16 protein-coding genes are annotated in these 14,661 nt (G+C 34.8%); 3 read left to right on the top strand and 13 right to left on the bottom strand.

Features of this window, described 5'->3' with window-relative positions:
• Window positions 1-18: 18 nt before the first annotated feature.
• Genes ccmE through ACICPZ_RS01375 form a run of 8 tightly spaced genes read right to left on the bottom strand, consistent with a single transcriptional unit; the run spans window position 19 to window position 6,972 of the window.
• The gene (gene ccmE / locus ACICPZ_RS01410; RefSeq protein WP_174515681.1) at window positions 19-411 is read right to left on the bottom strand and encodes a cytochrome c maturation protein CcmE; all 393 of its coding nucleotides are present in this window, start codon (window positions 409-411) and stop codon (window positions 19-21) included.
• On the bottom strand, window positions 395-532 hold the full coding sequence (locus ACICPZ_RS01405; protein WP_209472432.1) for a hypothetical protein: 138 nt from the start codon (window positions 530-532) through the stop codon (window positions 395-397). The genes ccmE and ACICPZ_RS01405 overlap by 17 nt, the downstream gene beginning before the upstream one ends.
• A complete protein-coding gene (locus ACICPZ_RS01400) occupies window positions 529-1,401 on the bottom strand; it encodes a biotin--[acetyl-CoA-carboxylase] ligase (protein WP_209472430.1) in 873 nt (290 codons plus the stop codon). Before ACICPZ_RS01400 ends, ACICPZ_RS01405 begins: the two co-directional genes overlap by 4 nt.
• Window positions 1,402-1,405: 4 nt before the next feature.
• Window positions 1,406-2,791, bottom strand: a complete 1,386-nt coding sequence (locus ACICPZ_RS01395) for an NADH-quinone oxidoreductase subunit N (protein ID WP_264373715.1) — start codon at window positions 2,789-2,791, stop codon at window positions 1,406-1,408.
• Window positions 2,788-4,230 (bottom strand): NuoM family protein, encoded by a 1,443-nt coding sequence (locus ACICPZ_RS01390; protein WP_264373714.1) that lies wholly within the window; start codon window positions 4,228-4,230, stop codon window positions 2,788-2,790. Before ACICPZ_RS01390 ends, ACICPZ_RS01395 begins: the two co-directional genes overlap by 4 nt.
• Before the next feature lie 3 nt (window positions 4,231-4,233).
• A complete protein-coding gene (nuoL, locus tag ACICPZ_RS01385; RefSeq protein WP_022626390.1) occupies window positions 4,234-6,081 on the bottom strand; it encodes an NADH-quinone oxidoreductase subunit L in 1,848 nt (615 codons plus the stop codon).
• Window positions 6,082-6,085: 4 nt separating this feature from the next.
• Complete coding sequence (nuoK, locus tag ACICPZ_RS01380; protein WP_264373713.1) at window positions 6,086-6,394, bottom strand: NADH-quinone oxidoreductase subunit NuoK; 309 nt, start codon at window positions 6,392-6,394, stop codon at window positions 6,086-6,088.
• The gene (locus ACICPZ_RS01375; RefSeq protein WP_010962952.1) at window positions 6,385-6,972 is read right to left on the bottom strand and encodes an NADH-quinone oxidoreductase subunit J; all 588 of its coding nucleotides are present in this window, start codon (window positions 6,970-6,972) and stop codon (window positions 6,385-6,387) included. The genes nuoK and ACICPZ_RS01375 overlap by 10 nt, the downstream gene beginning before the upstream one ends.
• Window positions 6,973-7,164: 192 nt before the next feature.
• Between ACICPZ_RS01375 and ACICPZ_RS01370 the strand changes: the two genes are divergently transcribed.
• Together ACICPZ_RS01370 and ACICPZ_RS01365 are read left to right on the top strand one after the other, a co-directional pair.
• The gene (locus ACICPZ_RS01370; RefSeq protein WP_010082321.1) at window positions 7,165-7,593 is read left to right on the top strand and encodes a hypothetical protein; all 429 of its coding nucleotides are present in this window, start codon (window positions 7,165-7,167) and stop codon (window positions 7,591-7,593) included.
• A gap of 127 nt (window positions 7,594-7,720) precedes the next feature.
• The gene (locus ACICPZ_RS01365) at window positions 7,721-9,637 is read left to right on the top strand and encodes an ATP-dependent helicase (protein ID WP_264338041.1); all 1,917 of its coding nucleotides are present in this window, start codon (window positions 7,721-7,723) and stop codon (window positions 9,635-9,637) included.
• Between the two features lie 223 nt (window positions 9,638-9,860).
• On the opposite strand, the gene ACICPZ_RS01360 is transcribed toward ACICPZ_RS01365, so the two are convergent.
• Window positions 9,861-10,004 (bottom strand): Putative reverse transcriptase, encoded by a 144-nt coding sequence (locus tag ACICPZ_RS01360; protein ID WP_022626389.1) that lies wholly within the window; start codon window positions 10,002-10,004, stop codon window positions 9,861-9,863.
• Window positions 10,005-10,199: 195 nt separating this feature from the next.
• On the opposite strand from ACICPZ_RS01360, the gene ACICPZ_RS01355 reads away from it, so the two are divergent.
• Window positions 10,200-11,288, top strand: coding sequence for an IS481-like element ISWpi2 family transposase (locus ACICPZ_RS01355; RefSeq protein ID WP_264373697.1), 1,089 nt, complete (start codon window positions 10,200-10,202; stop codon window positions 11,286-11,288).
• Between the two features lie 10 nt (window positions 11,289-11,298).
• Here ACICPZ_RS01355 and ACICPZ_RS01350 read toward each other — a convergent pair whose 3' ends face one another.
• The 4 genes from ACICPZ_RS01350 to ACICPZ_RS01335 form a co-directional block, all read right to left on the bottom strand.
• Window positions 11,299-11,439 carry a hypothetical protein gene (locus ACICPZ_RS01350; protein ID WP_395462132.1) on the bottom strand — a complete coding sequence of 47 codons (141 nt, stop codon included), beginning with the start codon at window positions 11,437-11,439 and terminating at the stop codon, window positions 11,299-11,301.
• 91 nt (window positions 11,440-11,530) lie between these two features.
• On the bottom strand, window positions 11,531-12,697 hold the full coding sequence (locus tag ACICPZ_RS01345; RefSeq protein WP_010962950.1) for an aspartate kinase: 1,167 nt from the start codon (window positions 12,695-12,697) through the stop codon (window positions 11,531-11,533).
• A gap of 92 nt (window positions 12,698-12,789) precedes the next feature.
• The gene (locus tag ACICPZ_RS06520) at window positions 12,790-12,990 is read right to left on the bottom strand and encodes a hypothetical protein (protein WP_010962949.1); all 201 of its coding nucleotides are present in this window, start codon (window positions 12,988-12,990) and stop codon (window positions 12,790-12,792) included.
• A gap of 133 nt (window positions 12,991-13,123) precedes the next feature.
• A complete protein-coding gene (locus tag ACICPZ_RS01335) occupies window positions 13,124-14,590 on the bottom strand; it encodes a hypothetical protein (protein ID WP_208571710.1) in 1,467 nt (488 codons plus the stop codon).
• Window positions 14,591-14,661 lie beyond the last annotated feature (71 nt).

The following is a 14,661-nucleotide window of genomic DNA, read 5'->3' as shown; positions in this document are numbered from 1 at the left end:
ATAGCCAGATTAAGGAATCTATTTTAAAACTTTCGGCATATAGTTCTCATCATGTTTTGCAAACACCGTATCTGCAAGAAAGGTATTATTATCAGACATTTTACCTTGCACAACAACACCACTTTTTTCTGAAAACATCGGTGGAAGTATTCCCTGGTATTTTACCACAACGCTTTTGTTAAAATCTGTCATTTGAAAAACTACTTCACTTTCGCTCCGTATCACACTATCTTCAACAACCATTCCACCAACACGGATTGGCTTTTGACTATTTGGTAAAACTATTGCCTCACTTACTGTATAGAAAAATGAGATATTTTCTTTGAGCGTTGTTAAAATAAAAAAGACTATGCAGCTTAAAAAGCAGAAAATTCCTGAAGTTATAAGTAATCGCTTATGTTTCTTCTTCATTATTATCTTTCAGGCTTTCTAGAATTTTTTTACTTTTAGTATAGCAAGAAATGGTAAAAATTAGCTCTCCAACAATCAGCGTGAAACTAATAAGGTAAGCAAAAATTACATATGTATTCATAATGCACTGCCAATAAATAACTCACCTGCATCAAAATAAATTAAGCTTCCATCCTTTTGCTGCAACACCAATTTACCACTTTTATCTATATCAGCAAAAATTCCTTCATACAATTTGTCAGCTAACTTTACACTGATTTGCTCATTCATTTTGAATGCTTTTTTTAACCACATTTCTCTTATAGCATAAAACCCATCAAATAGCCATTGCTTTCTTAGCTTATTAAAATTTATTATTAATTCCTTTAACAGATCTATGTTAGACACAGACTCACCGTAATTGCTAATGCACGTTGTTCCTGGAAGTGGTGCATGACTGACATTAATTCCAATTCCTATAATGAGCCAATTCGAATTGGATCTTTTTTCAAGCAATATTCCACTTATTTTCTTGCCATCAATAAGGGCATCATTTGGCCACTTATACTGGAGATTTAGACCATTTATAAATGACAGTATAGTATTTCCAACAGCAAGAGCAGTAACAAAAGTCAATTCTGTTAATTTGCTAACATCCGCAATTTTATTCACCAAACCCTTCTCTGTCATCCCAATGCCCTCTGATGTCATCCCAGTGCTTGACACTGGGATCCATTCTTCTTTTTTTCTAGATTCCAGCGTCACGCGCTGGAATGACACCGAAAGCTGGCTTTCATTCAGATAATCGTTAAAGAGGTTTATCACCAAACTCGCATAAAAATTACCCTCTGGAGAAACCCAACTTTTTCCGGTGCGCCCCCTGCCTTCTGTTTGTTTATCGGCAATAATAACGGTTTCATTTGATATTCCTTTATCAATTAAATCCAACGCTTCTTTATTAGTGCTTGAAACTTCTTTGTAATGATGAATATGAAAGCCCTCAGGGATCACCTTGTCAGCCCTTTAGTTCAATGAGTGAGTAAAGATCTTCTACATACAAGAAAAGAACGAGGTTGATCAGTGAAGCCACTGAAGTGATAATGAATAGACCCTTAGAATAAGCAACCTTATTACCACTAGCTTTATCAAAATACATAACTTTCATGATATTTAAATAATAGTAGCATGATATCACACTCGCTATTACAAGGATCAAGGACAGGCTGATAAAGCCAGAATTTATTAAACTTTTGAATATAAAAAATTTAGCGAAAAACCCAGCAAGTGGAGGTATTCCCGACATTGAGAGTAACAGCACAGAAAGATGAAATGCTACAATTGGGCGTTTCTTCCCTATACCAGGTAAATTTGCAATATCACAATCGTCATCGTCAATTTGTACGAGATATGAGAATAGCCCTATGCTTGTGATGATATATATCACCAGATACATTAAGGCACTATCTGTTCCTGCTTGTGTAAAAATAGAAAGTGAAGCAAATATAAAACCAATGTGACCAATTGAACTGTAAGCAAGCAGCCTTTTTAAGTTTTGCTGACGTAAGGCCCCAAAAGCTGAGATAAGCACAGACAATGCTGAAACGTATAAGAAAATAGGCTGAACATAACTTTTTACATTTACTAACTCTTCATTCATCAATCGAATTAAAAATGTTACAAGTGCAGCTTTTGGGGCCGTAGAAAAAAACGCAGTTACTATGGTAGGTGCACCTTGATAGACATCTGGAGCCCACATATGAAAAGGAGCAATAGCAAGCTTGAAACACAAACCAATTAGGACAAAGACTAACCCAAAAACTATTCCATAAGTTATCTGATGGTTTTGCAAGAATGAACCGAGCTCAGAGAAATTGACTTGTCCTGTATATCCATAAAGCAGCGACATTCCATATAGCATAATGCAGGAAGATAATGCACTGAGTGTAAAATATTTCACTCCTGCTTCACATGAATAAATCGAATCTTTATTAAAGCTCGCAAGAACATACAAAGATATACTCATCAACTCAAAAGCTAAATAAAAAGAAATCAGACTATTTGCTGAAACCAAAGTTATCATGCCAAATAGCGCAAAAAGAATCAGCATTGAAAATTCATACTTATAGTCATATTTTGATAAATTCAGCATCAAAAGTATTAAAATTCCTGTGCTGAGAATTAACCCTTGGGCTGACCTGATGTATAAATTGAGTTTTAACAACGAATTAAAGAGAAAAATTTCATTGTTTTCTGCCGAAAGAATTAAAATAATCAAAGTTACCACTGTGCAGCCAAGTGCTAATAAGTTGATAGTTCTGCGGTTAAATATAATCCCAAGCAGCAGCAACACTAACGAGGAGATAATAGAGAACGTTTCCGGCAATATCTGTATATAATTCATAGCGCATTATATTTGACTAACAAATTTGCCATACATGGCTTCAAATAATTCAGTGCAAGGGTTGGGTAGAATCCAAGCAAAATAACAAACACTGCAAGCAGAATTAAGACAGAAAATTCTATGCTATCCAAGCGGTTATTTAATAATTTAGAATAGCTAACCCCCCATATTATTTGCTTACATAAATTCAGCATATAAACTGCGCTTAAAATAGTGCCAAGTGCGATAAATCCTGTAAAAAACCCTATGCTCTTAAACATTCCAACCATAGCCAAAAACTCACCTATGAATCCAGATGTTCCAGGTAGCCCTATTGAAGCCATTGAAAATAAAATGAACATAAAACCAAATTTTGGCATTGTGTTTACTATGCCAAAATATTTTGCAATCTCCAAAGTTCCAGTTCGAGTATATAGCATTCCAACACACAAAAATAAAGCAGCAGAAATAAGGCCATGACTAATCATTTGAAATATGCTACCCAGTACTCCTTCCTCACAAAATGAAAAGAGGCCAGCAGTAACGATCCCCATATGTGCTATTGAAGAATAAGCTATTAACTTCTTTATATCATCTTGAGCAAACGCAACTAGCGAAGCATATATCACCGCAATAATGCTCAGCACAACAACGAAATTTGAAAAATATAAACTTGCCTGAGGAAGCATTGGAATAGAAAACCTTAAAAATCCATATCCTCCCATTTTAATAAGCAAGCCAGCTAAAATCACAGATCCAGAAGTTGGTGATTGTACATGCGCATCAGGAAGCCAAGTGTGAAATGGAAACATCGGTACTTTTATTGCAAAAGAAATAAAAAATGCAATCCACAGCAATGACTGCACTTCAAGATCAAGGCTTGGCACTAATGTAGCTAATTTTTGTATATTAAACGTTCCAAAAATGTTATAGATGTAAACCAATCCAAGTAGAAATAATAATGAGCCAGTTAATGTATAAAGAAACAACTTAAACGTTGCATATACCCTGTGTTTTCCTCCCCAGATGCCAATAATAAAGAACATTGGTATTAAAACAGCTTCAAAAAACACATAAAAGCTTATAGCATTCAGTGAAACGAAAAAACCGACTACAAAACTCTCAAGCAGTAGAAACAATGCCATATAGGCTTTTAGGGTCGTATAACTCATTTTGCAGTTGTAGAGTATACAAATTACAAACAAGAAAGTTGTAAGCAGAAGGAAAAGCAACGATATACCATCTATCCCTATTCCAACATTTCTAATTGGGTAGCTGACAAACTGAAAGTCCGCATTGTTATAATCAAATTCTATACAAGCTACAATGCTAAGCAAAAATGGAAGTACAGCAAAAAATAGAGCAAGGAATCTTAAGTGTATAGATTGATGATTAATCCTGATTAAGGATAAAATCAACGCTCCTATCAGTGGAAGCAAGAATATACTAAGTAACAACACCTTCTATTTAATTCCAATAATATATAAAGCACCGATTATTAGAGTAACAAACATAATAAATGCATAATCAAATATATAACCAGTTTGTAACTTTATAGAACTTTTTGAACATTCATTAACCAACCTTACAACACCATTTGGTCCAAATGAATCAATAGCCTTAACATCAAACTTCCATAGAAGCCTAGATATAAACCTTATCGGTGCAATTATAACAAACTCATACACCTCATCAAAGTACCATTTATTCTGCAAAAACTTAAGTAAAAATTTACTCTTAATTTGCCTAATTACTTGATATTGGTAAATTAGGTACGCAAGTGCTATTCCACTTAGGCTTGCTAAGGTTGGCAGTAGTTTTATAAAGAAATTATGAACTCCATGCTCATCAATCATCACTAAACTTGATTTCCAAAACGCATTACTAGTTATGTTCAAAATATTTGCTCCCCATATTCCAGAAAATACTGATCCAAAAGCGAGTATCAGTAATGGTATAAGCATAATCTTTGGTGCCTCATGTATATTAATTTTACTTTGTTTTTGGCTGTGGAACACAAGAAGCAATAACCTCCAAGAGTAAAACGCTGTGAAGAATGCAACAACTAAGCTTATTACAAAAGCAAAGCTATCCGTGCTATAAGCATGTTCAATTATCAAATCCTTTGAATAAAAACCTGCAAATGGGAATATCCCAGAAAGCGCAAGAGATCCAATCCACATGAGAGCGTAAGTGCAAGGGATTTTCTTCCAGCAATTTCCCATTTTCTGAATGTTTTGCTCATGATGCATTGCATGAATCACATTGCCAGCACCAAGAAATAGTAGAGCTTTAAAAAAAGCGTGTGTCATTAAATGAAAAATAGCAACATTGTAAGCAGAAAGCCCACATGCCATGAACATATAACCAAGTTGACTGCAGGTTGAATAAGCAATTATTTTCTTTATATCGTTCTGAGTAATTGCAACGGTGGCTGCAAAAAAAGCAGTGAGTGCTCCAACGATAACTATTAATTCTCGTGCCACATTTGATAACTCAAACAATGGAGAACACTTTGCTACTAAAAATATACCTGCTGTTACCATCGTTGCTGCGTGAATAAGTGCAGAAACAGGAGTTGGCCCTTCCATTGCATCTGGCAACCAAACATGTAAACCAAGCTGTGCAGATTTACCCATACAGCCAATAAAAAGTAATATGCATATTATATGAGTTACTTTGAATTCACAGCAGAATGCCCTAATGTTCTGCGTGCCAAGAAGATCAGTTGTGTCAAAAACTTCAGTAAAATTCAAAGAGTGAAATGTATAATAAATAAGAAAGATTCCAATCAATAGTGCAAAGTCTCCTACCCTATTCACAACAAATGCTTTAATTGCTGCATTATTTGCAGAATATTTTTGGAACCAAAATCCTATGAGTAAATAAGAACATAGGCCAACCCCTTCCCAGCCAAAAAAAAGCTGCACGAAATTATCGCTTACAACCAGCACAATCATGCAAAACGTAAATAGCGATAGGTAAGAAAAAAACCTCGACTTCCCCTTATCATGCTCCATATAACCGATAGAGTAGAGATGTACTACCAGTGAAACGGTGGTAATAACAATAAGCATTAAGGATGAGAGAGCATCCACACTAATTGCCCAATTTACTTTTAAGATGCTCAATGAAAACAAAGGAAATAAACTCAAGTGATAATTTTCAGAGAAGGTGAGAAAAACATACCAAGATAAAACTGCAGATATTCCAATCCCTGCCGTTGTAACTAACTGACTTTTTCTAAAAAGTGCTGCAAATAGCGAACCAAAAAGTGGCAAAAATACTATTAATTTCAGTATATCCATCATACTTTCATTCTTTCATTAAATTTGCTTGTTCAACATCTATATTGCCACGGCTTCTATAATATACAACCAATATTGCAAGCCCAACTCCTGACTCTGCTGCCGCAACAGTCAACACAAACATCACAAAAATTTGCCCAACTATATCATTCATAAAGGCAGAAAAAGCAACTAGATTGATGTTAATCGCCAACAATAATATTTCTATTGATAACAATATATTGATTATGCTCTTACGGTTGATGAAAATACCGCACACCCCAACAGTGAACAAAATAGCAGTAACTATCAAAAAATGATTTAATCCTATTTCCATTCCACTCCTTTTCCAAATTTAGCCTTAACCAATTTTACAGATGAAGATTGCGTCAATTGCTTTAATACATTCTGTTTTTTAACTCCTTTTTTCTTGTCCTGCAAAGTAAGAGCAATTGCACCGACAATTGCAACAAGTAGCAAAATTCCAGAAAGATGAAAAGCGTACATGTAGTCAGTGTAGAGCAAATTACCGATAGCTTTCACGTTATTGGCATTATAGTTTATAACATTACTTATATTCAGCGTTGAGCTGCGGATTACAAAACTGATAATCAAAAAAAACACACCACACAATATAGCACCAAGAGTGAAATGCTTCGCAAAACCCTGGCGCAATCTTATGTAGTCAATATCGAGCATCATAACTACAAAGAGGAACAACACTGCAACTGCACCGATGTATACTATCAGTACCATCATAGCGATGAATTCAGCTCCAAGGAGAATGAAAAGCACTGCAGAGTTAACGAAGGTGAAAATTAAAAATAATACTGCATGCACAGGATTTCTTACACTAATTACGCATACAGCAGATAAAATGCTAAGAATTGCAAAAAAATAAAAGAAAAAAGGCATTGATACTTTAACTGCAACAATAGTTACTAATTTAAAGTGACTATCGTTGTAAAGTCAATATTATATTAAACGTTTGAAAACATTGTACTACAAAGCTCCAGCTCCATTTTAAATTATTATACAGAGCGCTTTCTAAGTCCTTAATTTATCAATATATAATATGTGTATGTTAGTAATTAATGGCGGCTCAAAATGTACAACATATTTGGTTATTTTAAAAGCAACAATAGTTCTAACGCACAAAGTAGCAGACTAGATGGAGAAAGTTATCAATACACCACAAGAGACTATATGACAATTTACTTTAATAACACACTAGCAAGTTTCAGTAGATCATTGAGAGAATTTAAAGAAAAAGCGTATGGATTTATGTATGATATCGGAACTTGGTTGAAAGAAACATATGAAAATCTCACTGAACGACCTGCAACGCATAATCGCTATACCCCAAAAGAAAAACCCCTTGTTGAAGTTGAAGAAATAGAAATGAAGGAACTAAACCGTACATATAAGCCATTCCAAACTCCACTTATCCACCCAACAAGCAGAAGTTCTGGTGCCAATACCTCAAATCAAGTTGTTGTTACTCGACATACACCTGAAACTACTAAAACAAAATAGATGTAAAACCTACGTTTAAATATGTAGTACTTGAGTGAAGCATTCTTTAACTGTTCTATTCAATAAAACCTTTACAATATTTCAATCATAGGTTTAACTTTACGAAGTTATAATCTATAGGGCTACGATGAACGATTATCTCTCACTGCTAAATCCAGAACAACAATCAGCTGTAACTAACATAGATGGACCAGTTTTGATACTGGCAGGAGCCGGGACGGGAAAAACAAGAACGATTACTTCAAGAATAGCACACATAATTAGAAACGGTCACGCTTATTCTGATGAGATATTAGCAGTTACATTTACAAATAAAGCAGCAAATGAGATGGTATCAAGGGTACTTGAGCTAACGGGCACAAACATACCATGGCTTGGCACTTTCCATGCAATTGCAGCAAAAATCTTGCGCCTGCACGCAGAAATTGTGGGCTTAAACCCCAATTTTACAATCATTGGTGTGGATGACCAATTACAGGTAATAAAAAATATTATCAATGAAATAAATCCTGATTACCTATCAGAAAAATGTAAGACCATTATGAATATTATTCAGCAATGGAAAGAGAAGTGCTTATTGCCATCTGAAGTGGAAGATATTCAATCATTTAGGCCAGTATATGTAACTGCACTCAAAGTCTATCACCAGTATCAGGAAAGGTTGAAATTCCTTAATTCTGTCGATTTTGGTGACTTATTGCTATATAACATACAGCTCTTTAATCAAAAGACCGAAGTTCTGTCCTACTACCAAAACAAGTTTAAATATGTTATGGTAGATGAATATCAAGATACAAATGCGATACAATATCTTTGGCTAAAATACCTTGCAAAAGAGCACTCAAATATTTGCTGTGTAGGAGATGATGACCAGTCGATATATAGTTGGCGTGGTGCAGAAGTTGAAAATATTTTGAAGTTTTCTGATGATTTTAAAAATGCAAAAACCGTTAAACTAGAGTGTAACTACAGGTCAACATCCCACATACTTGCAACTGCGTCATATGTTATCAATCACAATAAGACTCGCTTAGAAAAAAAATTGTGGACAACAAACATTGAAGGGGAAAAGGTAAATCTAATAAAATTATGGGATGGGAAAGCTGAAGCAAGGTTCATAAGCGAACAGATATTGAAACTCAATAAATACAGATTTAGTGACATTGCAGTGCTGGTAAGGGCCACTTTTCAAACTAGAGTTCTCGAAGAGTATTTTATAAAATATTCAATTCCCTACAAGATTATAAGTGGCGTAAAATTCTACGAACGTCAGGAAGTCAGGGATATAATTGCATATTTAAGACTTGTTACAAACAATAACGATGACTTAGCTTTCGAAAGGATAGTAAATCGGCCAAAAAGAAGCATAGGAGCTACAACTCTAAAGAAAATATACACGACTGCTCAGGATAACAAAATTTCTTTTTTTGAGGCAGCAAAAATATTAGTTAATAGTAATCAGGTAACCGAAAGAATTAAACTCTCACTCAACGATTTTTTAAATAAAATTAAAGCTTGGGAAGAAATAGTAAGCGTAAAACCACTGCATGAATTCGTTAAAATCGTAGCAAACCAATCAGGATATATTGAAATGCTTGAAAATGAGGAGGTAACAGGCTTAGCACGAATAGAAAATGTTAAAGAGCTCATCTCATCTTTAAAAAATTTCGATAATGCCACAACTTTCTTGGAGCATATAAGTCTGGTGATGGAAGTGGATAATATGAATAACGATGACACCGTATATGTTATGACTCTTCATGCAGCCAAAGGACTTGAATTCCCGTGCGTGTTTCTACCTGGTTGGGAAGAGGGATTATTTCCTCATCAAAGATCTTTTGATGACAAAAGTGGTAAAGCTTTAGAAGAAGAAAGGAGACTCGCATATGTTGGCATAACCAGAGCCAAAGAAAGGTTAATCATTTCATGTGCAGATAGGAGGGAAATTAACAACCAGTGGCAACCGATGCGCACTTCTCGGTTCATTAAAGAATTGCCAAGAGAAAATGTTGAGGTAATTAAAAGCAACATTGCCTACTGTTGAAGCTATAATTGCAGATAAACATATCTTACAAATCTGAATTACTTTAACTATATGTTTCTCCTGGCAAAAATTCTGTAACCGTTCACACTTAATTCTTCAATCTCATACCAATTTCTATTACATAACAAACAAATAGACAATAGAAGTGAGAAGGTTATACTAAGGCAGTATAATGATGGAGTTTTGGAATGGCATTGGTATCAGGTTGCAATTTTAGCTTACATTATGCCAATCTTTCTTCAATTGCTGCTCGCATAAATTCTGCCTGTCTTTTAGTTCTGCAGTGCACTATCGCATCATCCACATATCTTTCAAATGGTACTGTTGGGTGATTTTGTTTCATCCATATATCAAATGCATGGTGCATAAATATGTTTGAAATGATTGGGCTTATTGAACCTCCTTGCGGAACTCCTTTTTTCCCTAACTACCTTACTGCCATCTGCTTGCTGAATAGGGGATTTCATCCACCTTTCAACATACAGTATGTGTATTAAATAAGACTTGACCTGACACTTTAAAAAAGTAAGTTAAAAATAATAAAAATAAAGGAGTGTTAGATATGAGTACAATACAGACAAAAATATTAAAACCAAAGCTAGGATTATTAGAACTAGCAAAACAACTAGGAAATGTGTCTCAAGCATGCAAAGTGATGGGATACTCAAGAGATACATTTTATCGCTTTAAGGAGTTATATGAAAATGGAGGAGAGGAAGCATTACATGAAATAAGTAAGAAAAAACCGCTATTAGCAAACAGAGTTTCCGACGATATAGAAAGAGCAGTGATTAGTATAGCAACAGAATTTCCAGCATATGGGCAAGAAAGAGCTGCAAATGAACTGAGAAAAAGAGGTATAATAATTTCTCAGGGAGGAGTAAGGTCTGTATGGCTAAGAAATGACCTTGAAACTCTCAAAAAGAGACTTAAAGCACTAGAGACAAAAGTAGCTCAAGACGGAATCATTTTAACTGAAGAACAACTTGCAGCTTTAGAAAAAGTGAAAGAACAAAGGGAAGCTCATGGTGAAATTGAGACGCAACATCCAGGTTATTTGGGTTCTCAAGATACCTATTATGTGGGCAATATCAAAGGTATAGGGCGCATTTATCAGCAAACTTTTGTTGATACTTATTCCAGAGTTGCAATGGTTAAACTTTACACGGACAGAACAGCTATTACAGCTGCAGATCTTCTCAACGATAGAGTTATTCCATTTTTTGATGAGCAGAAAATTCCATTATTACGCATTTTAACTGATAGGGGTACGGAGTATTGTGGCAAGCCCGAAAATCACGCTTATCAGCTTTATTTGGGCATAGAAAACATCGATCATTCTAGAACTAAAGCCAACTCTCCACAGACTAATGGCATATGTGAAAGGTTTCATAGAACCATGCAAGATGAGTGTTACAATATCATCTTTAGAAAGAAAATCTACAGTTCTTTGGAAGATCTACAGATTGATGTTGATCATTGGTTGCGTTCTTATAATGAGACAAGACCTCACTCGGGTAAATATTGCTATGGCAAAACGCCTATGCAAACTTTTCTTGATAGCAAATATATTGCTTTTCAGAAAAATATTAGTAGCATTACACAAGAGCCTGATATTAGTTTTGACTACCTCAATTCTTCTGTCAGTTAATTCTTGTCTGTCAGATCAAATCTTGTCTTTTACACCTTATTGCATTAATAATTGTTCTGATATTGTGCTTTCTTGGCCTCCCTATCTTTCCTTGTGCAACATGTGGCTCCAAAATTTCCCATTCCTTATCACTTATATCACTTGGATACAATTTTCCCTCCTATTTTTTACTTACACTATCATATTTTTTTCCTCATTCCTTTTTAAGACATACTCTTAGACAACTGGACGTCAAGCCTATCCTAGTGCTGCATATCAAGCTCATACTCAGTATGTAAATCTTTGACTAAAGCTACAGCGCATTCTTTTTGAACAATTATACTGATTTTGATTTCAGATGTTGTGATAGCAAGTATTTCTATCTTTTTTTCGCTTAAAACCTTGAGTGTGCGGTGCATCACTTCAGTGTTAGACATAACACCAATACCAATTATTGAAATTTTAGCTACATTATCGTTTATAGCATAATTTTCATTCTTATTCAGTAACTTTTCCATTAAATCAATATCAAATTTGGAGATAACAAAACTTGACCCATGTATCATATCAATTTTAACGTTTGCTCCTGCTATATCTCTTAAAGTACGCAAGTTATTTGCAAGGTTAGTGAAAGTTACAAGAGCTTCATTAGTGCTATAAGTTATTCCAGTAATTAAGTATCTCTCTAGTACATCCCTTTTGTGTAGCACTGTGGTGCCTTCTACTTCCTTAAAAGTGGATAGCACTTGCACTTTAATGTTATGTTTCATTGCAAGTTGTACTGAACGATTATGCAGTATTTTAGCACCAGATGACGACATTTCCAACATTTCATCGTAAGAGATAAATTTGAGCTTGCGTGCCTTTGGAACAATTCTCGGGTCTGCTGTATATATTCCATCAATATCAGTAAAAATTTCGCAAGTTCTAACACCAAAGGCTACCGCGAAGGCAACTGCTGATATATCAGAGCCTCCTCTTCCAAAAGTAGTGATTCTATCATCATTTATACCCTGAAAACCAGCAATGATCGCAGCAGTATAACCCTCAGCAAAAGATCTTTTCACACGTTCAATCTTTATTGTTTTTATTTTAGACTCAGAATAAAAATCATCAGTTACAATTGGTAACTGCCAGGCAAGCCACGATTTAGCATTAACTCCGATCGATTGGAGAGTGATAGCTAATAGACCGCAAGAGATTTGTTCTCCTGCTGAAAGCATAACGTCATACTCTGATAACTCTTGTCTATAACTTAAATTTGAGATTTGCCTAGCCTGAAAAACCATTTGGTCAGTAAATCCTGCAACAGCAGATACAACAACGATTACATTACAACCTTTCTCAATATCGTTTTTTATCAAATTTGCAACTCGGTTTAAATCAGTTAGCGAAGTCCCACCAAATTTTTTTATGATTATTTTGTCCATAGTTACAATATAACTCTCTTCTGAAGAAAAATATAGTTTTTGTAGAGATAGCAGCTTGCAAGCCATTCAGAAAAGGGAAGACAAAGCTATAGCTAACGCGTCATACCACGATTCATTCCATAGCTGTACGAACATTCATTTTTGAAGGTAAATTGCACAGCAAATGGTGTCATCCCAGTGCCTAGACACTGGGATCCAGAAGACTTAATTTCAACCAAGTGGCTGCATAATAAAGGCTGGATTCCAGTGCCAAGCACTGGAATGACACCCTCCCTTGTGGAAATTGCTCTCAAATCACAATGTTCGTACAGCTATGGATTCATTCGCGGTATAGATTCCGCTAACTAGTAGCGGAATGACGAATTTGTTGTTTTAAAATTGTCAGTAAATCTAAGTCAGTTTAGCTATATAGCACGAACTAAACCACTAAGCAGCAGAAGACCTTGCATGACCTCCAAAAAATGTTTTTACTCTTTCAAGATAAGTAAGTGGTTCTGCAGGAATTTCTATCTCGTCTATCTTATAAGATATTGCTGCATCTATGACTTCATCTGTTATTAATTCTCTTAGCCTTTGTTTTATTTGCCCTCTCCGAATATGTTCTCCATAGTCGTTATAAAACTTTACATATAATTCCTTAAACACAAATTCTTTTATAGCATCTCTTGTATAGGAAATGCCATCCTTTACTTCATCACTCACGCTGCTCAAATCCACCCCAGAACTTGGTGAATACAAATTATCAAAATTTTCTTTCAAAACTTTTATTTTATGGTAGTGCTTATCCACATATTTCTCAAGAAATCTTTTAGTAGCATCACTAGCCAACTTTCCTATTGGCTGAGGCTCTAGTTGAGCTGCAAAATTATTTTCCGCTTTAAGACCACTTAATGCATAAATGATACGGTTGAGCATTCCAGGACCACATTGGCGATTACTTTCCTCAAAGCGAACCAGTAATATAGACTTCAATAATTCTATATCTGCATTTTGCTTTCTTGCCGCAATTAAAACTAAATTTATAGCCTGTGTCAATGTCAATCCGGTTTGTGAATCTGCCCAATTTACCCACTCCCCAGTTTCATAACCATCCAATCTTAGATAAGGTTCTATCATTCGTTTTTGCTGACTTGTTAAACCGCTTATATAACTTTTAAACTCTTCATCCAACTCATTTAACGGCGTACCATGTTCTTCCTTTAATTTTTTGGCACATTCAATAACGCTTTGCTGAAAACTTCTAGTATGAACGCTCTGACTACTAGTACCCACATCACTTACATTAAACAAAAAGCTTAGCTGCTTTACATTCAAACCCAAAGGTGAAAAGAGTTTTACTGATGGATATTTTATTAACTCAAGAAGTGCTACTGGAATTAGCAGTGCATAATTTAACAATAATAAACCAAAATTAAATATAAGAAACCCACGTAGAGCTGATACCTTTGATGCAATATACAAAAATGGAAGCTGTAGGTAATATATCAAGTGTATACTGAAGAATAAGATTTTGTCCTTTAATTTTATTGTTGGATCTTTATAAACCTCAAACAACATGCTATTGCTATCAATATTGTTGTTTTTAAAGGAGGTATAGTTGTTTATGATCTTCTCTTGCAAGGGAAGAAGCATTTTATTCAGGCAAATAAACGCAGCAATAACAATAAAACCTGTAGCCAAAAATGCTAGTGCAGGGCTAGAAGTGCTTGTAGATAAATAGGCATAAAGACCATCAACAATTAAGTTTTTGTATAATCTTTCAAAGGGACGAACTAGAATCGGGTCAAGGATATAGTTAACAAGAAGATTTAAATAATACACGAGAAACAAAAGTGCAATCAAAAATGCAATAATACTACAAACAACCAAAAATGCTTTTAATCTCGGATTCATAACCCCCTCTTAATAATCTGTTAATATAATCTATTTTAGGAATAAATTGAAAAAAATGCAAGTTTTTATGT

The organism is Wolbachia endosymbiont (group A) of Melitta haemorrhoidalis (assembly GCF_964273365.1).
Lineage (GTDB): Bacteria > Pseudomonadota > Alphaproteobacteria > Rickettsiales > Anaplasmataceae > Wolbachia > Wolbachia pipientis.
The sequence above is the reverse complement of the archived record's forward strand: the minus strand, read 5'-3'. Positions and strand labels throughout refer to the sequence as shown.

What these genes read in the sequence shown, in the direction of transcription:
- ccmE (WP_174515681.1), bottom strand. Translation starts at nt 411, where the DNA reads ATGAAGAAGAAACATAAGCGATTACTTATAACTTCAGGAATTTTCTGC.
- ACICPZ_RS01405 (WP_209472432.1), bottom strand. Translation starts at nt 532, where the DNA reads ATGAATACATATGTAATTTTTGCTTACCTTATTAGTTTCACGCTGATT.
- ACICPZ_RS01395 (WP_264373715.1), bottom strand. Translation starts at nt 2,791, where the DNA reads ATGAATTATATACAGATATTGCCGGAAACGTTCTCTATTATCTCCTCG.
- nuoL (WP_022626390.1), bottom strand. Translation starts at nt 6,081, where the DNA reads ATGATGGATATACTGAAATTAATAGTATTTTTGCCACTTTTTGGTTCG.
- nuoK (WP_264373713.1), bottom strand. Translation starts at nt 6,394, where the DNA reads ATGGAAATAGGATTAAATCATTTTTTGATAGTTACTGCTATTTTGTTC.
- ACICPZ_RS01375 (WP_010962952.1), bottom strand. Translation starts at nt 6,972, where the DNA reads ATGCCTTTTTTCTTTTATTTTTTTGCAATTCTTAGCATTTTATCTGCT.
- ACICPZ_RS01370 (WP_010082321.1), top strand. Translation starts at nt 7,165, where the DNA reads ATGTACAACATATTTGGTTATTTTAAAAGCAACAATAGTTCTAACGCA.
- ACICPZ_RS01365 (WP_264338041.1), top strand. Translation starts at nt 7,721, where the DNA reads ATGAACGATTATCTCTCACTGCTAAATCCAGAACAACAATCAGCTGTA.
- ACICPZ_RS01360 (WP_022626389.1), bottom strand. Translation starts at nt 10,004, where the DNA reads ATGCACCATGCATTTGATATATGGATGAAACAAAATCACCCAACAGTA.
- ACICPZ_RS01355 (WP_264373697.1), top strand. Translation starts at nt 10,200, where the DNA reads ATGAGTACAATACAGACAAAAATATTAAAACCAAAGCTAGGATTATTA.
- ACICPZ_RS01345 (WP_010962950.1), bottom strand. Translation starts at nt 12,697, where the DNA reads ATGGACAAAATAATCATAAAAAAATTTGGTGGGACTTCGCTAACTGAT.
- ACICPZ_RS01335 (WP_208571710.1), bottom strand. Translation starts at nt 14,590, where the DNA reads ATGAATCCGAGATTAAAAGCATTTTTGGTTGTTTGTAGTATTATTGCA.